This window comes from Arthrobacter oryzae (assembly GCF_037911235.1).
In the GTDB taxonomy this organism is placed as follows: domain Bacteria; phylum Actinomycetota; class Actinomycetes; order Actinomycetales; family Micrococcaceae; genus Arthrobacter; species Arthrobacter oryzae_E.
In genome coordinates, this window is sequence record NZ_JBBLYW010000042.1 from 1 (window position 1) to 22,490 (window position 22,490).

Here is a 22,490-nt window from a genome sequence, read left to right on the forward strand (position 1 = left end):
GGCCCCGCTGGCGGTGGGGGCGGGGGATCCGCCGCGTCCCAGCTGGACGAAGGCGTATGCGGTGCTGCCCAGGGCGATCACCAAGACAATGGCCAAGACCGCCTTGAGCCAGGTGGGCTGCCGGCGCAGCCAGGCGGGAAGCCAGGCGAAGTTTCCCTGCGGCTTACTGTCAGCCGCTCCTTCCGGATCAGACTGGTTGTCCATAACCGGACGCTACCACCGCTGACGCGGAAAAGAACGACGCCGAAAGTCCTGTTTATGTGGGCGTGTTGAGCCGGGCGTAGCGGAGGATGGTGAGGATGGCGGGGGCGAGTTCGTCTTCCATCTGGCGGTACACCTCGGGGGACCGTTTGTAGGGGTCCACCACTTCGTTGTCCGCGCTGTCCGCGGCCAGGGCGAGGTGCCGGACGGAGGCGAGTCGGGCGGGCAGGCCGCGCCACAGTGTGCCCGCGTCGGGCGCCTTATCGTGTGGTGCGCCGGCCGGTTCACCGGCAGCCGCTGCGGCGGCGTCGCGTTCTTCGAGGGCCTCGAGCATCCGCGCGAATTCCCGGATGGTGAAGGTGCGCTTCAGCAGGGAGGCGTCCAGCTGGAGCACGTCGCCGCGGTGCTTGGACGTCATGGTGAGCACGATGTCCGCGTCGCGGAGGATTTTGGGCGTCAGCTGCCGGGCGGCAAAGCCCTTGTCCGTGCCGCCGTACATGTTCACGATGTCCGCCGAGAGGGGCTGGATGGGATAACCCACCATGGCGCGGGTGCCGGCGCTCCGCACTTCGAAGCCGCCGGGCAGGACCTGGTCCAGGCCGGCCTGCAGCAGGCGTTCGGCCACGGGGGAGCGGCAGATGTTTCCCGTGCAGACGGTGAGGATCCGTACGGGCGTTGGCGATTCCACGGTGAGGGCTCTTTCCGGAGTGGCTGTCAGATCGGTGCGATCCCTAACGTTCAACTTAACACGCGGGGACCTACCACCCGGGGGCGAATCGCCCGGTCCGGCATGCGTCCCCAGGTTCCCCGATAACGTCGGGCTAGTGCTGGTTGAACATCAACGCGCGGTGCGAGCCGGCCCCGCGGGACCAATCCACGGCCCGGGGCGAACCGCCCGCTGAGCGACATGCGCAGGGAGCTTGACCCAATCTTGCAGAACGGTTGAGTAAACCTAGAGGTGCAGTGGGCACAGTGGGGTCAACCGGTGAAGACCACGGCCACAGCAGATGGGCGGCCCGTCGGGGAGGCCCAACCGAATGCTACGGGGGACGAAAATGACAGAGCTTGCCTATCGCATAAAGGAACATGCCGGACTTATCCGCCGCACCCCGGTGTGGGGCGGCGAGTGGTCCTTACCGGCCCCGACCAAGCCGGTTCCCGCCGATTGGACCGCCGCCACGCCGGCTCCTGCCACGCCGGGTCCGGCCACTGAAGCACCCGCCACCGAGGCGTCGGCTTTGCTCCATTCAGGTATTCGGTCCCTACCTTCAACTTCGCACCTTCATGGGACCGCCCATCTTCGCCCTGCCGTCAAAGTGCCGGTCCGGCTCAGCCTGGCCGGCCTCGGGGTCGTCAACGGTTCCGTGAGCGTTCAAATGACCATCAGCCCGGTCACGCGGGCCACCAGTGACGTGTCGGTGTCGTTTTCATATGTGGAGGTGGGAACGCTATCCGTTTCGCCAACACTGCAGCGCACGGGAGGTACCTTCACCGCTGCCTTCACCTGCCCTGTCCCGGAGGGGGCAACGCGGCTGGACTTCGAGTTCGGAGGCCACAGCTATCGAGGCAGGAACAGCGACCATCGCGACTTCTCGGTGACCACCGAGGTCACGTTCCAAGAGCATGGCAAGCAGACGCCGACGGTTCTGGATTCCAGCGCTCTGCTCCATCTTTAAAGCCCCTCTGAAGAGGACGCACGGGTAAGCCGGGAAGCCGTCGCAGCGTGAGTGGTCGCTGCTTGTTTGCAGGGCAACGTTCTGGGCCCCTGATTCAGCGCGTGAACTTAGGGCCTGAACTTCAGCATCTGAAGTAGTGGTTTCGTCGCGGTTTTCGGCGTGGGTCGATGTGGGGTGGCGGGATGAACCACGGGACGCCCGTTTTGACCTGGATGTGCCATTGCTCTTTGTGGATCAGGTGGTGGTGATGGCTGCACAGAAGCGTGCCGTTGTCCGTGCTGGTGGTTCCCCCATGTGACCAGTAGCTGATGTGGTGGGCTTCGGTCCACGGGGCCGGGATGGTGCAGTCCGGGAAGGCGCAGCCCTGGTCGCGGGCGGTGAGGGCTTTGCGGATGTGGGGCGGGAAGATCCTGGTGGTGCGGCCGACGTCGAGGACGCGGCCCTGGCTGCCGAGCAGGACGGGGATGATGTCCGCGTCGCAGGCGATTTTCCGGACAGTTGACGCGGTGACGGGCCCGGTGAACGTGAACGAGCCTGTGCCGGTGCCGGGGATCCGCCCGGAACCGGGGGTGCCGGAAGCGCCGTCGGTTGTGGTCCCGGACTGATCCAGGCGTTCCAGGAGGTCGCGGTAGTCGATGGTGACCATGACCTGGGGACGCAGCCCGCCCGCAGCGGGAAGGCCGCCAGTGGTCAGGCCCGCTTTGACCGCGCCGACGAGGCCGTCCAGGAGCCGCTGCTGGCGGGTCCGCTCGTCCAGGTTTTGCTCCGCCTCGCCGGACCCGGCTGTCTTGTCCTGCGCGCGGGGGTTGGTGGCGGTGTTCATCACAGTCAGGAGGGGTTCGTACTGGTCGGTGGTGGCGAAGATCTCCAGATGGTGGAGTCCGTGGCGGGTTTGGCGGAGGAACACGCCCTGGCGGCGGCGGAGTTCGGCCTCGGACGGTTCGGCCCCGTCCTGGTCGATCGCCTCCACCCACTGCCGGGCAACCCGGGCCACGAAATCGGTGTCGTGCTCCGCCGCGGCGCGGGTCAGGACACGCTCCATCCCGGCCACGGTGTCCTCCGGGGCGTGGTGGCGGACCTTGTCTATGGCCAGGGCAATGATGGTCGCGGGCCGGGAAGCGACAGTCCCGGCAGCAACGGCGGCGGCGAGCACGGGCCGGACCGGTTCCTGGACGTGGCCGGTGATCCCGGTCCGGGGCAGCACCGATTCGGCCAGGCTGATCCGGCGGCGGGCCTCGGCGGCGCTGATCCGCAACCGTCCCCGGAGGAACTCGGCAGCATTCCGGTACCCGTCATCCGCCGGATCCGGGGCTGTGGACTTCTGTGCTTCGGGGTCCGCGGCCGGCTCTGCCCCCGCGTCACCGGAAAGTTGGCCACCTGCCCAGCCGATGGGTCCGTGGACAGCAGCTTCGTTGCCCCAGCCCGTAGTCCAGGTGACCGCAGGGCCCGAGCCGGTCCGTGCGGCAGAGGCAGCCTGGCGCCGGGTCCGGTCCACTGCACCGGCCGCGACAATCTGCAGGTATTCAAGGTTCCGGGAGATCTCCTCCACCCCGGCGGCGAAGTCAGCAGCCTGGCGGAAGTCGAACTCCGACGAGTCCGCCGCCGCCGTCGAACTCAAAGCGCTCACCAGCTCAAGGCACGCGGCTAGATCACCGAAAGCACCGCCGTCGGAGGCAGCAGCTGGCTGGTGCCTGTTGGCGGCGGGGAGCACGGCGGTGAGGTTCCGTTTCTGGGCCACCGGTAGAAACGGCGCATTGGAAAACTGCCCGAGGCGCGGGGCCTGGTTTGGGGCAAGTTCTCCAATGGCTTCCATGGGACAACTCTGCCGCGAGGGTACGACATTTTTCGGGCCGCTGCATTACACAGGAAACCTTGAGCAAATCTTGCAAAACGGTTGCGTGAACCTTTGGCGACGTTGGGAAAGGTGGGGACAGCCGGCGAAAAGCGGTGAAAACACAGGCCGGTCCATGAGGGCTGGCCCCGGCCAAAATATGTGGGGGCGCAATTGTCTGAGGTTCTGAACGCAGAGGTCACGAGCAGCGAAGAGGGCGGTCTCAGCCGTCGCAGGATCGTCAAGGGAGCAGCCTGGTCCGTGCCGGTTATTGCGGCTGCTATTGCGGCCCCGGCAGCTTCGGCGTCTGGGCCGACGACTGTGACGATCTTGGGCGCTGGTTCGGCAATTACCTTCGTCGGAGGCGGAAAAGGCGGCAGTGGTCCTACGGGCTTCCAGGTCGATAACGCCGTCGGAACCTTCAGCGGAAGTGTGACCATCACGCCGACGGGTACTGTTCACGCCAAGATCGGCATACAGAACTCCGCGTCCGGTCCATTCGCAGCAACAACCTTCAGTGCGTACGAGTCGACGACTTTGTTCACGCACACAACTGGACAATCCCTGGTTTTTCCGGTCACTTTTACGGCAGCAGAAGATACTGGGCCGTCAACCAAGCCCAGGCCCACTGACGTGTACAACTACCTGATGACAGTTGCGGTCACCGTCTCGGGTGTGACCGTCCAAACGCAGACCAACTTGTCCATCAAGTTCAAATGATCTACCGCCACAGCACCCTCGTCGCCGAAGTCCGCACCGAGTCAACCGGCCGGGTGGCCCTTCTCCACCTGGACGCAACCCAGCCCGTGGTCCTGGACGGTACTGCGGCGGCCATTTGGGAACTGATCGACGGCCGTCGGGACCAAGCAGTCGTTATCGCCGAGCTGGAAGCCACGTTCGAGGACAACAGCAACCAGCTCGCGTCCCAGGTCGAAGCCTTCCTCGCGAGCCTTGAAGCCCAGCGGCTGATCGAACTCCAGCAGCACCAACCAGAGCACTAACCACAGCACCAACCAGCGGGACTTCAGGGGGAGCTATGAACGGCGGGAACAGAGAGCAGCGGGGCAGCGCGCAGCTCGACTGGGACTTCTCCAGCGAGTGGGACGCCCAGCTCTTTGCGGACCTCCATGGCGGCGGGGAACTGCTGTGCGTCGACGTCCTGGGCACCGCGTTCGCCATCCGCTGGGGCCGCTCGGTCACCCTCGAGCAGCAGCACAGCATGCGGTCGGCCTGGTCGCGCTGTGCCGGCACCGGGGCACCGCTGATCCCGCCGCTCCCCAAGGAGCCCACGGAGTCCCTGCCGTTCACCGCCTCCGTCGCGTACTTGTCACAGTCGTACGACGGCGGGACGTTCCCCGTGCAGGCCGCCTCCTTTGAGGAGCTGGCTGAGAACGTCACCTCCCGGCTTACGGTGGCGGCCATCCTGGAGAACGCGGGCGAGTTCATGATGCTCCACGCCTGCGGCGTGGCGGACCCGGAGACCGGCGCCGTGGTGGCGCTCGTAGCCAAGTCCGGCACCGGCAAGACCACCGCGGCCTCGGTGCTGGCCGGAACCTACGGGTATGTGTCGGACGAAACCGTGGCTATCGGGCCGGACGGGTCGGTTGTTCCGTACCCCAAACCGCTGTCCGTGAAGCAGGAGCCTGGTGCGCCCAAACACCAGGTGGGGCCCGACGAACTCGGGCTCCTGCCCACACCGACCAAGCCGTTCATCCAGTCCATCGTGCTGCTGGACCGGGTTGAACTGGACCGGGTAGAACGGGACCGGGTAGAGCTGAACCGGGTTGAGCTGGACCGGGTAGAGGCACACCACGAACCAACGCTCCGCCAGCTCCCGTTGGCGGACGCACTCCTGGCCCTCATTCCGGATTCGTCCTCGCAGGCCGAGATCGACCAGCCGCTGCAGTCGCTGTGTCGGCTGATCGACCGGGTGGGCGGTGTCTGGCAGGTGACCTACTCGGAGGCCGCCGACCTGCCGCAAGCCCTCGAGCCGCTCTTCCGGAAGCGTCGCCGATCGAAGCCTGTTTGGGATGCCCGCGAAGCGAAACCAGAAGCATCAGTAGCCGAACAAGAACTCGAAGCCATCCCCAAGGACTGGATCCGCCGGATCCCGCCCCAGGATGCGGTGGCCATCGACGGCGACCTGCTGGTGATGCTGGAGGCGGAGATCGTGCGGCTGAGCGGGATCGGACCGGCCATCTGGGAGGCCACCGCCAGTGCCATCCCGCTGGATGAACTGGCAGAACATGTCGGCGAAGTGCACGGCCGGCCGGAAGACTACCGGGCCGCCGTCGCCGCAGCCGCCGGGCAGCTCATTGCGAAATCAGTTTTGGAACAGGGCACCTAAAAAAGCAGGGCACCTAATAAAACAGGGGCACCTCATAAGACAGGGCGGCCACGAGCCGCCAACCGCGTGGGGGACCACTCGAAGCAGTAACCCGGCAACGATGACCGGACTTTGAAAAGAACTTGAGTGGAAGGAACCACCATGAGCGTCAACACTGCAGCCAGCCCGGAAGCACCCGCCGGCCTGGACCTGGCCGACTACCTGCGGGTGGTCCGGGTGTACTGGAAGGCCATCGTCGCCTTCACCCTGCTGGCCACGTTGACGGCGTTCGGCTGGACGGTCTTGCAGCCGAAGATTTACTCCTCGGACTCCAGCGGCATTGTGGTCACGCCCGGCTCGGACAACGTGAGCCTTTCGCTCGCCGGGGACAGCCTGGCCAAGGCCAAGGTCAAGAACTACGAATCCGTGGCCAAGTCCCGCCTGGTGGCGGACCGGGTCATTGCCTCGCTGGAACTGAAGACCACGGCCGATGCGCTGCTGGGCACCATCAGCGTGAAGGTTCCGCTGGATACCGCTGAGATCCGGGTGACAGCCCAGTCGCCTGATCCGGCCACCGCCCAGCGCGTGGCCGACGCCTGGGTCAACGGCCTCGCGGCACAGGTCGAAGCGATCGAGACAGCCACACCAGAAACAGCAACGCCCGACGCCGGCACATCGCCGGACGCTGCCACCGCACCCGGCGCTACAGCCTCCGCCGTCAGGATCCTTCCGCTGGGCAAGGCGGTCCTTCCCACCAGCCCGGTTTCCCCCAACGTCAAGCTCACCCTTGCGCTCGGAGCGCTCATCGGTCTGGCCCTCGGCGTGGCCTACGCACTGGTCCGCCGGCACCTGGACCGGCGCATCCGGAACGCCTCTGAGATCGAGCGGCTCTTCGGGGTCCCCGTGATCGGCACCCTCCCGGTGGACCACCGCCTGGACGGCAAGAGCACCATCCTGGACGCCGGTGCGGCAGCGCAGCTCCACGACGCCGGCGGAGCGATGGCCGAGGCCCTCCGGGAACTGCGCACCAACCTCAGCTTCCTGGACGTGGACCAGCCGCCGCGGATCATCGTGGTCACAAGCTCCATGCAGGCCGAAGGCAAATCCACCGTCACCGCCAACCTCGCGGTCACCATGGCGGCCGCCGGCGAGAACGTTGTAGTGGTCGACGGCGACCTCCGCCGCCCCACGCTGGTGGACGTTTTCAACCTGGTCCCCGGAGTGGGGGTCACCGATGTGCTCACCGGCACCGCCGAACTGGAGGACGTCCTCCAGCCCTGGGGAGCCCTGCCGAACCTTTCCGTCCTCGGCTCCGGCCGCGTTCCGCCGAACCCCAGCGAGCTGCTGGGGTCCAAGGCCATGCAGAACATGCTCAACGCCCTGGCCGAGAATGCCACGGTGCTGATCGACGCTCCGCCGCTGCTTCCGGTCACGGACGCCGCCGTCCTGTCCCGCGCGGCGGACGGCGCCATCCTGGTGATCCGCACCGGCAAGACCACCCAGGAACAGCTCGGCCAGTCCCTGGGCAACCTGGACAAGGTGAAGGGCCGCATCCTGGGCGCCGTCCTCAACTATGTGCCCACCCGCGGCACGGACGCCTACTCCTACTACGGCACCTATACCTCTGCGCCGGAACCTTCGGACGCGCCTGCGTCCGCGCACCCCGACGCGCCCTACCCAGACACGGCCTACCCCGACACAGTGCACGCAGACACAATCCACGCAGCCCAGTGGGAAACCGAAACCGAAGACGTCCTGGAGCCCGCGTCCGCCGGGCGACGGGCCAGGGGCTAGGTGCCGCCATGCAGTACCCGGCCGATGAAACGCAGCTGAGCATTCCCGAAGCCGTGCTCCTGGGCCACGCCCTGGTACAGCGGGTGGCGGACAGCCTGGGCATCCGGGCGTTCTTCATCAAGGGACCGGCCAGCGTGATCCAGGGGCTGCGCCTGCCCAAGATGTCCGTGGACGTGGACGTTTTTGTGCCGCCGGTGGACCTTGAGGCCATGCTCGAAGGCCTCCGGGAGCGGGGCTGGCGGCAACGCCCGGTGGACCCGGACGAGCGCAGCTTCCCCCGGCACTCCATCACCGTGGATCACCCCGAATGGCCCTGCTGCATCGACGTCCATTTCCGTTTTCCCGGCATGGAAGCGTCGTCCAATGACTGCTTCGACGTGATGTGGGCGAACACGGAGGTCCTTCAACTTGCAGGGCAGGAGGTGCGGGTCCCGTCAAAGACGCTGGGTATCCTCATCCTTGCCCTGCATGCTCTTCGCTCCTCCCACCTGCCGGCGTCGCAGCAGGAGCTTGGGTTCCTGACGGACCTCACGGAACGGGAATCGCACGCGGCGGAGATCCTGGACATTGCCACCGCCACCGGCTCGCTGGCAGCCATGCGCCCCTTCCTTGAGGACCTGGTTTCCCAGCCGACGCCAGTGCAGTGGCCCGAACCGTCCACGGAATGGCGCAACCGCCTGCTGTCCAAGGAGCCGGGGAGCGCCCGGATTATCGCCATCGCCCAGGCCCCGCTGCGGGAAAAGCCGAAGCTGCTGTTCCGTGCCATCTTCCCGCCTACGGAAGTCTTCCTGACCGGGAACATCTACGCGGACCTGTCATTCAAAGGCCGGCTTCAACTGCAAAAGACCCGCTGGACCCGTTTCCTGCGCGCACTCCCTCGGACAGTAAAAGACCTCAGCCAACTCCGCCGGCGTGGTCCAGCGGCCAAATCCGCAGGGCAACTTCACCGATAACGTCGGCGGTCCCCACGGTCCGGACACACCGGTCTAACGCGTCCGACGACGCCGGGCCGGCCTGCGTCCGGCAGTCCACCACAGAGTCCGCCGAACCGGAGCGGTGGTCGCCCAGCATCACCAGCTGGCCTTCGGGGACAGTAAATTCCGGGAAGCAGCGGGCGGAACGTGGCACCGTACTGCAGTCCAGCGCGCCTGCCTGGAACGGGAAGTCCTGGTAGATGTAGGGCTCGTCCAGCGGCTGGCCGTCCACGCTGAGCCTCCCGTCGCTGCCGCAGCAGCTGACGGTCTGGCCGCCCACGGCGATGACCCGCTTCACCAGGAACTGCTCGTTGGAAACGCCGATCCCCGTCAGGTCGCCGAAGGCGCGCGCCGCGGAACCCAGCCCGCCGCCGTCGGGCGCTGCTGTTTCACGCTGCCACGAGGCCGGGCGGGTGAACACCACCACGTCGCCCTGCTCCGGTGAGCTGCCTGCATAGGCGAGGCGGTTGACCAGGATCCGGTCGCCGCCGCCCTGCGAGCCCTGCAGCGTCTGCTCCATGGAGCCGGACGGCACCCGGTACACCTTGACCAGGAAGGCCTGGACAAGGGCGATGACCAGGAGGGCAACCAGCATATTGAGGGGCAGCAAGGCCCAGAGGGGGAGCTTCCTGCGGGTACCTGGATTCACGCCCCCAAGCTACCACCGGGAGCCTCCGGTGCTTGACGCATCTCACAGCTTCCGCATATCCTGAACGAACGGTCGGTAATTATTTATCGGAAATGCATAGGAGCAACCATGGCAGCGCAGACCCTGCAGTCAGTGCCCGGAGAGCCAACAGCGGCACGGCACCAACAGAGCCTTGAAGATGTGGCCCGGCGTGACGCTGAAGGCCAGGCATACTTCGACAAAGTCATGGCGGACGATTCGCGGATCGAACCCCGCGACTGGATGCCTCCGGCATACCGCAAAACCCTGCTGCGCCAGATCTCCCAGCACGCGCACTCGGAGATCATCGGCATGCAGCCGGAAGCCAACTGGATCTCCCGCGCCCCCAGCCTCAAGCGCAAGGCCATCCTGATGGCCAAGGTCCAGGACGAGGCCGGCCACGGCCTGTACCTGTACTCGGCTGCCGAGACGCTGGGCCAGCCGCGCGACCAGATGATGCAGGACCTGATGGACGGCAAGGCCAAGTACTCCTCCATCTTCAACTACCCCGCACGCACCTGGGCGGACATGGGCGCCATCGGCTGGATGGTGGACGGCGCCGCGATCGCCAACCAGGTCCCGCTGTGCCGCGCATCGTTCGGCCCCTACGGCCGCGCCATGGTTCGCGTCTGCAAGGAAGAATCCTTCCACCAGCGCCAGGGCTTCGAGATCCTGCTGGAACTCTCCCACGGCACGCCCGAGCAGAAGCAAATGGCCCAGGATGCGGTGAACCGCTGGTATGCCCCCGCCCTGATGATGTTCGGTCCGCCGGATGACGATTCGCCCAACTCCAAGCAGTCCATGGCCTGGAACATCAAGCGCTTCAGCAACGACGAGCTGCGCAACCGCTTCGTTGGAATGATGATGGAGCAGGTCAAGGTCCTGGAGCTCACGCTCCCGGACAAGGACATCCGTTTCAACGAAGAAACCAAGAAATGGGAGCACGGCCCGCTGGACTGGGATGAATTCCACGAAGTCCTGAAGGGCCGCGGCCCGTGCAACGCCCAGCGCCTGGAACGGCGCCGCGAAGCTCATCACAACGGCACTTGGGTCCGCGAAGCCGCCGCCGCCTACGCGGAAAAACAGAGCCGCAAGCAAGCAGAGAAGGAATCCGCAGCATGACCACCCCCGAACCGCACGCAGGAAATGTCTGGCCCATCTGGGAAGTCTTCGTCCGCTCCAGCCGCGGACTCTCCCACGTCCACGCCGGCTCCCTGCACGCGCCGGACGCAGCGATGGCGCTGCGCAACGCCCGTGACCTGTACACCCGCCGCAACGAGGGCGTGTCCATCTGGGTTGTCCCCGCGGACGCCATCGCCTCCAGCGATCCGGACGCCAAGGGCGCGTTCTTCGAATCGCCCCAGGGCAAGGACTACCGGCACGCCACCTACTACACCAAGAGTGAGGGCGTGAAGCACCTGTGAGCACCTCACCCGAGACAACAACGGCCACCACCGAAGAAACAGGCGGCCACGGGGACATCTCCGTGGGCGTCGCCACCGCCGGCACCAGCGGGGACGCCACCGCCAGCGCCACCCGCATCACGCCGGGCAATGCGCTCCGCCCGGAGGACATCGCGCTGGCCGTCAGCCGCGGCGCTGCCAAGCCCACCGAGGACGTGGCCGAGTTCGCACTGCGCCTGGGCGATGATGCCCTGATCCTGGCCCAGCGCCTGGGCCACTGGATCTCCCGCGCACCCGAGCTGGAGGAGGACATCGCCCTGGGCAACATCGCCCTGGACCAGCTGGGCCATGCCCGCTCCTTCCTCAGCTACGCCGGCGGACTGAACGGCAAGAGCGAGGATGACCTTGCTTACTTCCGCTCCGAGGACGAGTTCCGCTCCATCGAACTGTTCGAGCAGCCCAACGGGGACTTCGCCGTCACCATCGCCCGGCAGTTCGTGGTGAGCTATTACCAGTTCGAGCTCTACCGCCGGCTCACCCAGTCCACGGACGCCACCCTGGCCGGCATCGCCGCCAAGGCCGTGAAGGAAGTGGACTACCACCGGGACCACAGCGCCCAGTGGGTGCTGCGCCTGGCCCTCGGCACCGAGGAGTCCCGCGCGAAGATGATCCACGGCTTCAAGGTCATCTGGCCCTACGTGGACGAACTGTTTGCCGACGACGAACTCACCGCCCGCCTCGCGGCGGCGGGTGCCGCCGTCGAGCCTTCCAGCCTGCGAGCGGACTTTGACCGGCTTACCGGCGAGGTCCTGGCCGAGGCGGAACTGGACGTTCCGCAGGTTCCGGCCGCCCTCGGCGGCGGTCGCCGGGGCAAGCACTCCGAGCACCTGGGCTACATGCTGGCCGAGATGCAGGTGCTGGCCCGCCAGCACCCCGGAGCGAGCTGGTAGCCATGCCGGGAATGTACGTCAGCCACCCCACCGCGGACAGCGAGACTAAAACGGGCACCGCCAAAACGCAGACCTCTGAGCAGAAGGCCTGGGACCTCGCCGCCACGGTGTGCGATCCGGAGATCCCCGTGCTCACCATCGCGGATCTGGGCATCCTGAGGGACGTCAAGCTGTTCGACGACGGCGGCATGGTGCCCGCTGTACAGGTCACCATCACCCCCACGTACTCGGGCTGCCCGGCCATGGACGCCATCCGCGACGACCTCAACGCGGTGTTCGCGAAGGAGGGCTACCCCAACGTGCACGTGGAGTTGGTGCTCAGCCCCGCGTGGACCACGGACTGGATGACGGAGTCCGGCAAGGCCAAGCTGCAGGAATACGGCATCGCGCCGCCCACCGGCCACAGCAACGCTGCCCGCCATGCCGGGCCCATCCGCCTGAGCATGGCCGTCAAATGCCCGCAGTGTTCATCGTTGAACACCAAGGAACTCACCCGCTTCGGTTCCACCTCCTGCAAGGCGCTGTACGTCTGCCAGGACTGCAAGGAACCGTTCGACTACTTCAAAGTTTTGTAAGGAACAGGTGCCCCCATGACTGTTGTCCGCCAGACTGCCGCCGAACAGGCCACGGCCACCGGCCGCCGTCGTGCGTCCTTCCACACGCTGACGGTGGCGGAAGTCCGCCGGCTCACGGAAGATGCGATCGAAGTGACGTTCGGGGTTCCGGCGGAGCTTGCCGGCCAGTACGACTACCTGCCGGGCCAGTACGTGGCCCTGCGCACCACCATGCCGGACGAGACCGGGCAGCCGCACGAAGTACGCCGCAGCTACTCCATCTGCGCAGAGCCGCGCAGCTTCGCGGACGGCACCAGCGAGATCCGGGTGGCCATCAAGAAGGACCTGGGCGGGCTGTTCTCCACGTGGGCCAACGCCGAGCTGAAGCCGGGCGACCAGCTGGACGTGATGAGCCCCATGGGTGCGTTCGTCTCCAAGCACGGCCGGGACGGCAAGGCCGTGGAGCAGAACGTCATGAACTCCATGAACCATCCGGAAGACCTGGTGGGGGAGCCCGGCAGCTTCGTGGCCATCGCCGCGGGTTCCGGCATCACCCCGGTGATCGCCATTGCCCGCACGCTGCTGGCGGCCAACCCGGAGACCCGCTTCGACCTGATCTACGCCAACAAGGCCGCCATGGACGTGATGTTCCTGGAGGAACTGGCGGACCTGAAGGACAAGTACCCGTCCCGCCTAGCCCTGCACCACGTGCTGTCCCGCGAGCAGCGCATCGCGCCGCTGCTGAGCGGACGGATCGACGCCGAGAAGCTCCAGGCGCTGCTGGGCACCGCCATCCACGCGGACGACGTGGACGAGTGGTTCCTCTGCGGGCCGTTCGAGCTGGTGCAGCTGTGCCGGGACACCCTGGCAGCACGCGGCGTGGAGCCCGAGCACGTCCGCTTCGAGCTGTTCACCTCCGGCAAGCCGGACCGCCCCGAGGGCAACATCGGCCGGCCGGTGATCGCGGACGAATCCAAGGAGACCTACAAGATCACGTTCAAGCTGGACGGCCTCGAGGGCAAGGTGGAAAGCCCCACCCATGCGCGGGAATCCATCCTCAACGCCGCCCTGCGCGTGCGCCCCGACGTGCCGTTCGCGTGTGCCGGGGGAGTGTGCGGCACCTGCCGCGCCAAGGTGGTCACGGGCAAGGTGACCATGGACGAGAACTACGCCCTGGAGCAGGATGAACTGGACAAGGGCTACGTGCTCACCTGCCAGTCCCACCCCACCACCCCGGACGTCACGGTCGACTTCGACGTCTAAGTCTTTCCACCCCGGCTGTCACGGCCACGAACAGGAGCCCCATGATCTCCCTCTCCATCGCCGACGGTATCGCCGAGGTTGTACTGAACGCCCCGCACAAGCTGAACTCACTGGACGAGCAGGCGCTGAAGGATTTAACCCAGGCGTACGACGACGCCGCTGACGCCGCCTCGCGCGGTGAGGTGCGGGCGCTGCTGCTCCGGGGAGAGGGCCGCGCCTTCTGCGCGGGCCGGGACATCGCCGGCGTGACGCCGGAGACGGACGACGTCCAGGGCTACCTGGGCGGGCTGCTGCAGCCGCTGCTCAAGAAAATGACCGCCTTCCCGGCCCCCACGTTCGCGGCGGCTCAGGGCGCCTGCCTGGGCGTGGGGCTGGGCCTGCTGCTGGCCACGGACGTGGTGTACGTGGCGGAGGACGCCAAGTTCGGTTCGCCGTTCGCCAAGCTGGGGGCCACGCTGGATTCCGGCGGGCACTGGTACTTCACCGAGCGGCTGGGCATGCACAGGACGCTGGACCTGATCTACACGGCCGAGCTGATGACCGGCGCCGAGGCCGTGGCACAGGGCATGTTCAGCCGGGCTATGCCCAAGGACGAGCTGCTGGAAAACACCCGCGGCATCGTGGCCAAGGTTGCCACGGGTGCCACGGGTGCCTTCAACGCCAGCAAGGACCTGGTGGCCCACATCCGCGACCAGCGCCTTGGCCTCTGGGAAGCCATGGAAGAGGAGAACGCGGAGCAGGCCCGGCTGTGCAAGTCCGAGGACTATTCGGAGGGTTTCAAGGCGTTCCAGGAGAAGCGGACGCCGGAGTTCAAGGGGGCATAGTTCAAGGGCCGCTGATTCAGCCCCTTTGATCAGACGCTCGGAACTAGACCGCCGGATCGTCAACCATGGTGACGCTGTCCGTCAGTTCCATCCAGAGGTCTGACTCTGTGGGCATGTTGGCGGGGCAGGCGAGGTCGAGTTCCATCAGGCCGTTTGCGGACGGCACGGCCCGCACGGCCAGCCGGACCACCAGGTCCACGTTGCCCTTGTTCTTGAACCGCAGTTCGGCTTCCTGCATTTCGATCACGTGGCCGTCGGCGTTGCGAAGCTTGGCATAGACGGAGTCAGCATCGGACACCACCGTGACCGGGGAGGCGGCGGCCTTTTTGATGCCCTCGATCTCCCCCTGCATGGAGGCCTTCGTGGCCTCTTCATCGCTGATGCCACCGCTGGCCGGCAGGATGGCCTGGTGGGTGCTGAAGAGGCACGGGTTGTCGCTGCTGCGGTACTGCGTGGTGCCGTCCTTGACGTCGGACATGGTCCAGCCGGCGGGCAGCTGGACGGACCACACAGGCGGGGACGTGAAGTCGGCGTCCTGGAAGATATACAGGTCTTCGTCACCGGTGGCCGCAGGCGAGGATTCGTCGGTTGTGGCTTCCTCCGTGCTCGCTTCGGCGGATTCTGAACTGCCGGCGGTCTCCGTGGGTGCCGGAAGCGCTTCGCGCTGTTTAGCTGAACCGAGGCCGCCCAGCACCATCACGCCCGCCACGGCCAGAACCGCCACGGCTCCGACACCGCTGGCAACCCATCCCCAGACGGGGAAGCCGCCTTTGGGCGGGGTCTGGCCGAACTGCCCGGGGCCGGGCTGGCCGTAGGGAGGCTGGTTGTAGTTGTACTGGTCCGCGTTGTATTGGTCCGCGCGCGGAGGATAGGGCGGCTGCCCGTATGCCGGCTGCTCCTGGTAGCCGGGGTGGCCCTGCGGCGCCTGCGGGTTCTGGTGGCCGGGCTGCTGCCATCCGTTGTTTTCCGGCTGCTGCGGTACGCCGGGCTGCTGGTGGTTGTTCAAGATGTCCCCCAATTTTCGTGAAAGCTGCAACCAGAAGTATGTCCCAAAAAGGAAACCCCTGCGATGGGCAGGGCTCCCCATGGTTTGCGTAATCTTGGCCGTGAATTGCGTGTTTCCTCACGCGATTTGTATGGTTCAGCTATGACTTTGGGGAAATCAGTAAAAAAAGCCGTCATTCCTGCTGCCGGTTTGGGAACTCGCTTCCTGCCCGCCACCAAGGCAATGCCGAAGGAAATGTTGCCGGTTGTGGACCAGCCCGCAATCCAGTACGTGGTGGAAGAAGCCGTTAAGGCCGGCCTGGATGATCTCCTCATGATCACCGGACGCTCCAAGCGCGCTCTGGAGGACCACTTTGACCGGGCACCGGCTCTGGAGCGCACCCTGGAGCTCAAGGGCGATCTGGAGCGCCTGGAGGCCGTTCAGCACGCGTCCAGCCTCGCGTCGCTGCACTACCTGCGTCAGGGAGACCCGAAGGGCCTGGGCCACGCGGTGCTGTGCGCCCGCCAGCACGTGGGGGACGAGCCGTTTGCCGTCCTGCTGGGCGACGACCTCATTGACCCCCGGGATGAGCTGCTGAGCACCATGATCGATGTGCAGGCCAAGACCGGCGGCTCGGTGATCGCACTGATCGAGGTGGATCCGTCCCAGATCAGCGCTTACGGCTGCGCGGACATTTCGCCCGTGGAAGGCGAGGACTACTTCCAAGTGAACCGCCTGGTGGAGAAGCCCGCCGTGGATGAGGCTCCTTCGAACCTGGCCGTCATCGGCCGCTACGTGCTGCACCCGGCGGTGTTCGACGTCCTTGAGGAGACCGGGCCGGGCCGCGGCGGCGAGATCCAGCTGACGGATGCGTTGCAGACCCTGGCCACCACCGATGGAGAAGGCGGGGGTGTCTACGGTGTGGTGTTCCGTGGCCGCCGCTATGACACTGGGGACAAGCTCAGCTACATCAAGGCAGTTATCTCGCTTGCTTCTGAACGCGTGGACTTCGGTGAAGACCTGAAGGCGTGGATGAAGGAATTCGTGAACAAATAGGTCAGTTCACTAACAGCTTCTCGACGGGCTCAACGCCAGCTGGCGTTGAGCCCGTCGGTCTTTAATCGCCCGCACGCCAGCCCGGGCTGCCAGGGCGCCTATGACACAGCCGGCGGTATTTGTGACAAGGTCCAGCGGGCTCGCGAAACGTTCGTAAAGAAAGAGTTGCTGACCCAGCTCAATGCAGCCGGAGACCAGGAGTCCGAAGGCGCCAAGCTGCCATGGTTGTTTGGTGGGGAAAGCCTGGGAGGCCACTACTCCTACCGGTACAAAGAGGAGAACGTTGGCCGTGGACTCGATAAACGAATAGTTGACCCAGCCGGGGATTCCCAAGTGGTGGATGACGAGGAGGAAGCCCGCGAGTTCGCCCTGGACGGGCTTGTCCACCGGGCTGGGCCAGAAGGCCACCAGCGCCAGCGGAACGAGCATGGCCACAAGGACTGCCCGCCAAAGCCGCGGCTGTTCCAGGCGCTTCAATCAGGCCTCAGGACGTCCGGAGAAGCGCCAGGGCTGCCACTCCGAGTGCAGCGATGGCTAGAAGCCCCAGCAGGAGGTAGGGGAGTGCCTTTGGAGGGGGTAGGGGCGCAGCGAAGTCGAACTGCCAGCGTGGTCTGCGCCAATTTCTCCCCGTAACTCTCATGAATACCACGGGGCCGGTAGCCTGGCCTGTGGATTCTTGTTAAAAGAAGAGGGCGGGTGGTCCTCCGGCTTCCCGGAGAACCACCCACCCTCTTTGGTGCTTGTTGGTTTAGCCTTACGCTGCGGCCTCAGCCTTGGCGCGGCGGCGAACTACAACTACCGAAGTTGCGCCGGCAGCCAGTGCGCCTGCGCCCACCAGGGACCAGAGAACCAAGCTAGCGTCGGCACCCGTGTTGGCGAGGGCGGCTCCGGTGTTGGCCAGCGGGGCACCGCCGGCGTTAGCCAAGCCAGTGCCGACGACGGTAACCGTTGCAGATGCACTGTTTCCTGAGGTCAGGCCAGTGGCGGTCAGCCTGAAGGTACCTGTTTCGCTGATGCTGAGCGGGAAGGCGAAGCTACCGTCATTTGCGGCTTTGGTGGAGAACGTCTGCGGTGCGAGCGGAAGGGTGATCTTGCCGGAGACGGTGCGGCTACCGTTGGAGACACCTGCACCAGCGGCAGCGGGCGCGCCAACCGGCGTCACGGTGATGGACACCGGTTCGTTGTTGAAGAAGGCCGCGGCGCGGCCACGGAAGGTGAACGTTTCGCCGGGGCCGGGTGAGGCGTTGCTTACGGCAACCACTGCGGCCGGTGCCGGGTACTGTGCTGCGACGGCCGGGACGGCGCCGATAAGTGCGATGGAACCTGCAAGTGCGAGTGCTGCAAGTGATTTTTTCATGAGTCCCCCTGAGACCGTAAATACGATGTGTCACGTGATTGGTGGAGATTTCCGAGACCGTCGAGTTACCGTAGGTTGAAATCTCACTGGCTGTGCCCAAATACAAGTTAGCATCCCGTGACGGCTGTTACCAAAGTGAATCAAGTCGCTTTACATACTGTTAACGAGATGTCTACTTTCCCGGAACGCATTCTGATTGTTCTGTGGCAAGTACCACGTCTTTGAGCGCTTGGACAGTCGGCGTGACAACCAAGTTAGGTTCGGTGTGCTGCACGATCTTTCCGAAAGTCAGCTCGACGGTGCTGCTCTGGCCCGGCGCTAAAATGACCGTTACCGATCCGACGGGCCGGTTGCTATGTCTGTGCGCCGCGAAGTCCGACTTTTTACCGTCGACCAGTGCAGTTTGTATGTTTGCTTGAACCGGTCCGTAAGCGATCACATTCGTTTGCACCGAGCCGGCTGGAACGCCGTAAGCTCCTCCGGCCGTGACGTATTCGGGCAAGGACGTGGCGGCATCAGCCGGCGCCGTATTGGTGCTGGTGACGCGCACCTTCACCTGCCCGTAGTCATCGCCTGTGCATTCTCGGACCAACTGGGCGGTCCGCTTGACGTAATAGTCCATCTTTGCGCCAGTACCGTCATTGAAGTAGATGCCGAACTGTGCCGGGGCAACGCTCGGGCCCGCGATGGAGCCGCTGACCGGATACTTTGAAATTACATCTTGATCCGTTTTTGTGGCGGACCAAATCAGGAAGCGGCCCTCGGCCGTCCCCCGGCTGATACCTTCGATTAGTTCTTTGGGATCGCCCTTGCCAGCGGATAACGAACTAAAGATTTCCTGGGCCACACCGGCAAAGTACACATCTTGGAGTTCGGGCTCGGCAATTTCGGAATAAACGTCCGATAAGAGCGTACGTGTGACGTTCCCCCCATCTAATTTCGTGGGAAGCGATGAGCCGGCGATTGCACGTAGCTGTGGATCCGTTAGTTCCACAGGGCCGATTGCATCCAAGATGTATCCAAGCGAGACGGGATCTATAGACAGAACTCCATCAACGTCCTCACCGGTCTTTTCTCGCCACATCGCGTGTGCCGTTGATGCTGCTGTGGGAAAGTCGGGTGTAAGGTTTGCGTCCTGCATGAACTTGCCGAGACGCGTGGAGTAGATGCCCACTTGTTCCGGATCCACCGCAACGGACGGCGTGAATGCTCCCAGTGCTGTCGCACTTGTCTGGGAACCGAACGAGAGCCTTCCTTTGTCAATGGTCAGTACCGCCAAGGCGCCCGGAATACCGCCGGTAGCGCGCGCTTCTGCGTTGTTTTGGATCAATAGGAGATAACGCTGGGGAATTTCGTCACCCATCATCGTTGGGGCGATACGTGCAACATTTGCAGCGGTGTCAAGGCCCGACCGCGCCGACTGAAGCTGTTCCCTGGCCTGCACTAACGGCGAACTTACCTGTGGGAACAACGAACTCGTGTCGATGCTGTTCAATCTGTCAGAAGACTGACTCACAGCATGTGCTGCCGAACTGAGCTTGGGCGCCGCTGCTGCCAGCGGCTTAAGATCCGCCCCTTCGTTGCTGGGAATAAGGGTCTTCCAGTCGAGGGCGCTGAAGACCTGAACCAAGGGAGCGGCCCCTAGCTGGGCCACGTCGTCGGCAGACGTTGCAACCTCGCTGACCGCTTGGAAGTTTGCTCCCACCCACGGAAGCGTTCCAGCTATGGTCCAGATGGGGTCAGTGGCCTCGCTTCGAGCAGTAGAGGTGTGTTCTTTTAGCGCCTCGACGGTCTTCTGAGCTGCTGCAATATCGTCCCTGAGGACCTCGTCTTGGAGCTGCGGAACCAATTGAGCTGAAGATTCCAAATGGTCACGTATGGAGCTGGCTTTCGCGCCAAGCCACAGTGCTGAAGCCAGTGCCAAGACGACGACGCAGGCTGAAATGGCCGCGGCACCAACTAAGCGGCGACGCCGGTGCCCCGATTTGGAGTGGCTGGCCGATCCACTTCGAGCATTGCTCAAGGGCCAAAGAGATTCGTCTTCTGTTTTCGTCACCGTTACTGTCTTCCAAGCCCACGGTGCTGCCAGCCAGCAGTCCGCCAGTTTCCTGAGTTCAACGCTGTTCGAACCTCAAGTATCCGAAGTGACCCTACTTGGCCGAGTAGCTCGTTAGGATGCAGATCTTGGTACGTGCACATTTTGATTGGGTCCTTCCCCAAGAGGGCAGTTTTCCGACTTTTGGGTTCTAGTAAGCGCCGGTGCTATGAAATACGGCACGGACTGTCCGAAGAATAATCACGAGGTCGCCCGCCAATGACCAGTTCTCGACGTAGTAGAGGTCGAGCCGGACTGAATCCTGCCACGACAGATTTGAGCGCCCGCTAACTTGCCAGAGGCCAGTTAGCCCAGGCTTGACCAGCAGTCGACGTCGGACATCGTGCTCGTACGCCTCGACTTCTCGTGGCAGGGGCGGCCGGGGGCCAACGAGGCTCATGGACCCAGCGAAGATATTGAACAGCTGCGGGAGTTCATCAAGGCTGTACTTGCGCAGGAAACCGCCAACCCGGGTGACACGGGGGTCATTCTTAATCTTGAAAAGGACGCCGTTTCCCTCGTTGCGGTGGGCGAGTTCGGCGAGTCGTTGTTCGGCATCGACGACCATGGAGCGGAACTTCAGCATGCCGAAGTGAGCGCCCTCGATGCCGACGCGTTCCTGCTTGAAGAGGACTGGACCGCGACTATCGATCTTGACCATGACTGCAAGTACGAGCATCAGAGGCGCGGTAAATGCGATCAGTAGGCCCGAAACGAGTACATCAAAGAGTCTCTTCGCCACCCGCTGACCGCCCTCCAAAGTGGGAGTCGTTACGTGAATCAGCGGAAGCCCGGCCACCTGCTGCGTATGTATTCTGGGCCCTGCAATGTCGGTGAGAGCGGGAGCCATAATGAGTCCGACGTTGCGAGCTGCAAGTTCCCAGCCCAAGTGTCGCAAAGTTTGAGGGTGTAGCTGCACGCCGGCGGAGACTGCGACCGCGTCAGCCTTGCATCGATCAATTGCCTCGAGAATCGCGTGCACTCCGGGATCGGTTCCAAGGACCGGAAGACCAGAAATCTTTTCCGATGCTGAGCTCTCCGACGCTCCAGGGGTGTAAGCGGCTATGGGCAAATAACCTGAGTGCATTCCTTGGGTCAAGGTGCGCGCCAGATGCGCGACCGCGCTGGGACCTCCAAGCAAGATGAGCCGCGACATGCTGTCGCCCCCTTGACGATCCACACTTAAATGCTGTCGCAGCAGCCAACGCGCAAGTATCAGGCCAAACAGACCTACTGGGAGAGCTATGCCGACGTAGCCGCGGGCCGTGTCAATACGGAGAACATACGAGAAGATTGCGACAAGCCCAAACAACCAAAGCGATGCCGCAGCTACGCGTTTGTATTCGTCAGCACCCGCACCGAGAATTCGGCTTTGCCTAGTATTCCAAGCGCCCAGCATGAACCACCAGGCGACGACAAGCGCCGCCGAAAGCCAAATGTAGGTGACTTCTTGGCCGTCGACTACGAAACTGGGTTCAAATCCAAATCTCACAATATAGGCGCCAGCGACGGCCCAAATAATTACAAATGCGTCCACGATACGCAGCCTGCGGGATGTCCGCACACGCCAATCCGGCACCGTCCCCAATTAGCATCCCCATCATGTAGATAAATTTGTGTTTTGACGGGAGCTCCCCGCCGCTAGGATACAGCTCGTCTTGTTGTCATGAGTAATGTTTCGGTGTCACCAGTCACTCTGTTGCCAGCGGCTACTTCGCAGCTTTTCTAGTCACACTGGTGCTGTTACTGGTTCGGGGTTTGCTTGGCTAACGCTGAGGTACTCTTCAAGAGCTAACGCGGAGTGCCGCGGTTCAAAGCCCGTTGACTGTATTTTGGCCAGGTCCAGGACGCTGTTCAAAGGGCGGGGTGCCGCAGGCTTGCCCTTGAAGTATTCTTCGGTGCTGACGCCGGTGACGGCGGTCCGCGGCTTTCCTGAGAGCTCGTAGACGTCCGCGGCGATGTCCGCCCATGACTGCGGTTCGCCGTCGTTGCTCAGGTTGTAGGTGCCGTAGGCAGCGCCGGACTCCAGCAGGTGCCGGATCCCAGCCGCGATGTCTGCGGTGAAGCTGAGCCGGCCGATCTGGTCGTTGACCACGGACGGTTCGATGCCGCGGCCGGCGAGGGAGGCCATGGTGCGGACAAAGTTGTTGCCTTCACCGATGACCCAGCTGGTCCGCACGATGTAGTGGCGGGGAACCACGCTGACGACGGCGTCGCCGGCTGCCTTGGTCTGGCCGTACACGCCCAGCGGGGTGAACGGTTCCGTCTCGTCGTGGCTGGCGCGGACGCCGTCGAAGACGTAGTCCGAGGAGACGTGCACCAGGGTGAGGTCATGCTCGACGGCGGTCCGGGCCAGCCGTGAGACGGCGGCGACGTTGACGGCCCAGGCTGCTGCCCGGCCTTCCGCGGTTTCCGCGGTGTCGACGGCGGTGTAGGCCGCGGCGTTAACGATCGTCGAGTAGTTCTTCCAGTTGCGATCCGTGAAGGAGGTCTCGCTGCCCAGGTCGAATCCGGCGCGGCCGGCGAACTCAACG

The 22,490-nt window shown here is 64.4% G+C and carries 22 protein-coding genes and 1 pseudogene; 13 read left to right on the forward strand and 10 right to left on the reverse strand.

Annotated elements, in window-relative coordinates; all coding sequences use genetic code 11:
• Both WMN78_RS12610 and WMN78_RS12615 read right to left on the reverse strand, forming a co-directional pair.
• Window positions 1-204 (reverse strand): annotated as a pseudogene (locus WMN78_RS12610) (LCP family protein); the annotation flags it as partial.
• 52 nt (window positions 205-256) lie between these two features.
• Complete coding sequence (locus WMN78_RS12615; RefSeq protein ID WP_340534061.1) at window positions 257-889, reverse strand: low molecular weight phosphatase family protein; 633 nt, start codon at window positions 887-889, stop codon at window positions 257-259.
• A gap of 676 nt (window positions 890-1,565) precedes the next feature.
• On the opposite strand from WMN78_RS12615, the gene WMN78_RS12620 reads away from it, so the two are divergent.
• Entirely contained in the window at window positions 1,566-1,877 is a 312-nt protein-coding gene (locus WMN78_RS12620) for a hypothetical protein (protein ID WP_340534062.1), read from the forward strand.
• A 121-nt stretch (window positions 1,878-1,998) separates the two neighbouring features.
• On the opposite strand, the gene WMN78_RS12625 is transcribed toward WMN78_RS12620, so the two are convergent.
• A complete protein-coding gene (locus WMN78_RS12625; RefSeq protein ID WP_340534063.1) occupies window positions 1,999-3,690 on the reverse strand; it encodes an HNH endonuclease signature motif containing protein in 1,692 nt (563 codons plus the stop codon).
• Between the two features lie 192 nt (window positions 3,691-3,882).
• Between WMN78_RS12625 and WMN78_RS12630 the strand changes: the two genes are divergently transcribed.
• The 5 genes from WMN78_RS12630 (at window position 3,883) to WMN78_RS12650 (ending at window position 8,781) form a co-directional block, all read left to right on the forward strand.
• The gene (locus WMN78_RS12630) at window positions 3,883-4,428 is read left to right on the forward strand and encodes a hypothetical protein (protein ID WP_340534064.1); all 546 of its coding nucleotides are present in this window, start codon (window positions 3,883-3,885) and stop codon (window positions 4,426-4,428) included.
• The gene (locus WMN78_RS12635; protein ID WP_340534065.1) at window positions 4,425-4,709 is read left to right on the forward strand and encodes a PqqD family protein; all 285 of its coding nucleotides are present in this window, start codon (window positions 4,425-4,427) and stop codon (window positions 4,707-4,709) included. Before WMN78_RS12630 ends, WMN78_RS12635 begins: the two co-directional genes overlap by 4 nt.
• A 35-nt stretch (window positions 4,710-4,744) precedes the next feature.
• Complete coding sequence (locus WMN78_RS12640; protein WP_340534066.1) at window positions 4,745-6,055, forward strand: ATP-binding protein; 1,311 nt, start codon at window positions 4,745-4,747, stop codon at window positions 6,053-6,055.
• A gap of 141 nt (window positions 6,056-6,196) precedes the next feature.
• Window positions 6,197-7,828: a polysaccharide biosynthesis tyrosine autokinase gene (locus WMN78_RS12645; protein WP_340534067.1), complete on the forward strand. Its 1,632-nt coding sequence runs from the start codon at window positions 6,197-6,199 to the stop codon at window positions 7,826-7,828.
• 8 nt (window positions 7,829-7,836) lie between these two features.
• On the forward strand, window positions 7,837-8,781 hold the full coding sequence (locus tag WMN78_RS12650; protein ID WP_340534068.1) for a nucleotidyltransferase family protein: 945 nt from the start codon (window positions 7,837-7,839) through the stop codon (window positions 8,779-8,781).
• On the opposite strand, the gene lepB is transcribed toward WMN78_RS12650, so the two are convergent.
• Entirely contained in the window at window positions 8,723-9,451 is a 729-nt protein-coding gene (gene lepB, locus WMN78_RS12655) for a signal peptidase I (protein WP_340534069.1), read from the reverse strand. The genes WMN78_RS12650 and lepB overlap by 59 nt on opposite strands.
• 108 nt (window positions 9,452-9,559) lie before the next feature.
• Here lepB and paaA point away from each other — a divergent pair, with 108 nt between their 5' ends.
• The 6 genes from paaA to WMN78_RS12685 are packed head-to-tail and all read left to right on the forward strand — an operon-like array spanning window position 9,560 to window position 14,463.
• Window positions 9,560-10,591 (forward strand): 1,2-phenylacetyl-CoA epoxidase subunit PaaA, encoded by a 1,032-nt coding sequence (gene paaA / locus WMN78_RS12660; RefSeq protein WP_340534070.1) that lies wholly within the window; start codon window positions 9,560-9,562, stop codon window positions 10,589-10,591.
• Window positions 10,588-10,893, forward strand: a complete 306-nt coding sequence (gene paaB, locus WMN78_RS12665) for a 1,2-phenylacetyl-CoA epoxidase subunit PaaB (protein WP_091251167.1) — start codon at window positions 10,588-10,590, stop codon at window positions 10,891-10,893. The genes paaA and paaB overlap by 4 nt, the downstream gene beginning before the upstream one ends.
• Window positions 10,890-11,822, forward strand: a complete 933-nt coding sequence (gene paaC, locus WMN78_RS12670) for a 1,2-phenylacetyl-CoA epoxidase subunit PaaC (protein WP_340534071.1) — start codon at window positions 10,890-10,892, stop codon at window positions 11,820-11,822. The genes paaB and paaC overlap by 4 nt, the downstream gene beginning before the upstream one ends.
• A 2-nt stretch (window positions 11,823-11,824) precedes the next feature.
• Complete coding sequence (paaD, locus tag WMN78_RS12675; protein ID WP_340534072.1) at window positions 11,825-12,397, forward strand: 1,2-phenylacetyl-CoA epoxidase subunit PaaD; 573 nt, start codon at window positions 11,825-11,827, stop codon at window positions 12,395-12,397.
• Window positions 12,398-12,412: 15 nt separating this feature from the next.
• Entirely contained in the window at window positions 12,413-13,639 is a 1,227-nt protein-coding gene (gene paaE, locus WMN78_RS12680; protein ID WP_340534073.1) for a 1,2-phenylacetyl-CoA epoxidase subunit PaaE, read from the forward strand.
• 41 nt (window positions 13,640-13,680) lie between these two features.
• Entirely contained in the window at window positions 13,681-14,463 is a 783-nt protein-coding gene (locus WMN78_RS12685) for an enoyl-CoA hydratase/isomerase family protein (protein WP_340534074.1), read from the forward strand.
• A gap of 43 nt (window positions 14,464-14,506) precedes the next feature.
• Here WMN78_RS12685 and WMN78_RS12690 read toward each other — a convergent pair whose 3' ends face one another.
• Window positions 14,507-15,469, reverse strand: coding sequence for a hypothetical protein (locus tag WMN78_RS12690; protein ID WP_340534075.1), 963 nt, complete (start codon window positions 15,467-15,469; stop codon window positions 14,507-14,509).
• A 141-nt stretch (window positions 15,470-15,610) separates the two neighbouring features.
• Here WMN78_RS12690 and galU point away from each other — a divergent pair, with 141 nt between their 5' ends.
• Window positions 15,611-16,504 carry a UTP--glucose-1-phosphate uridylyltransferase GalU gene (galU, locus tag WMN78_RS12695; RefSeq protein WP_340534076.1) on the forward strand — a complete coding sequence of 298 codons (894 nt, stop codon included), beginning with the start codon at window positions 15,611-15,613 and terminating at the stop codon, window positions 16,502-16,504.
• A gap of 9 nt (window positions 16,505-16,513) precedes the next feature.
• Here the strand turns inward: galU and WMN78_RS12700 are convergent, their stop codons facing one another.
• The 5 genes from WMN78_RS12700 to WMN78_RS12720 form a co-directional block, all read right to left on the reverse strand.
• Window positions 16,514-16,981: a VanZ family protein gene (locus WMN78_RS12700; protein WP_340534077.1), complete on the reverse strand. Its 468-nt coding sequence runs from the start codon at window positions 16,979-16,981 to the stop codon at window positions 16,514-16,516.
• 277 nt (window positions 16,982-17,258) lie between these two features.
• On the reverse strand, window positions 17,259-17,861 hold the full coding sequence (locus WMN78_RS12705; protein ID WP_340534078.1) for an LPXTG cell wall anchor domain-containing protein: 603 nt from the start codon (window positions 17,859-17,861) through the stop codon (window positions 17,259-17,261).
• Between the two features lie 172 nt (window positions 17,862-18,033).
• On the reverse strand, window positions 18,034-19,917 hold the full coding sequence (locus WMN78_RS12710; RefSeq protein WP_340534079.1) for a DUF4012 domain-containing protein: 1,884 nt from the start codon (window positions 19,915-19,917) through the stop codon (window positions 18,034-18,036).
• A 190-nt stretch (window positions 19,918-20,107) separates the two neighbouring features.
• A complete protein-coding gene (locus WMN78_RS12715; protein WP_340534080.1) occupies window positions 20,108-21,493 on the reverse strand; it encodes a sugar transferase in 1,386 nt (461 codons plus the stop codon).
• 192 nt (window positions 21,494-21,685) lie between these two features.
• Window positions 21,686-22,490 (reverse strand): NAD(P)-dependent oxidoreductase (locus WMN78_RS12720; RefSeq protein WP_340534081.1); only part of this gene is annotated, 805 nt, incomplete at its 5' end.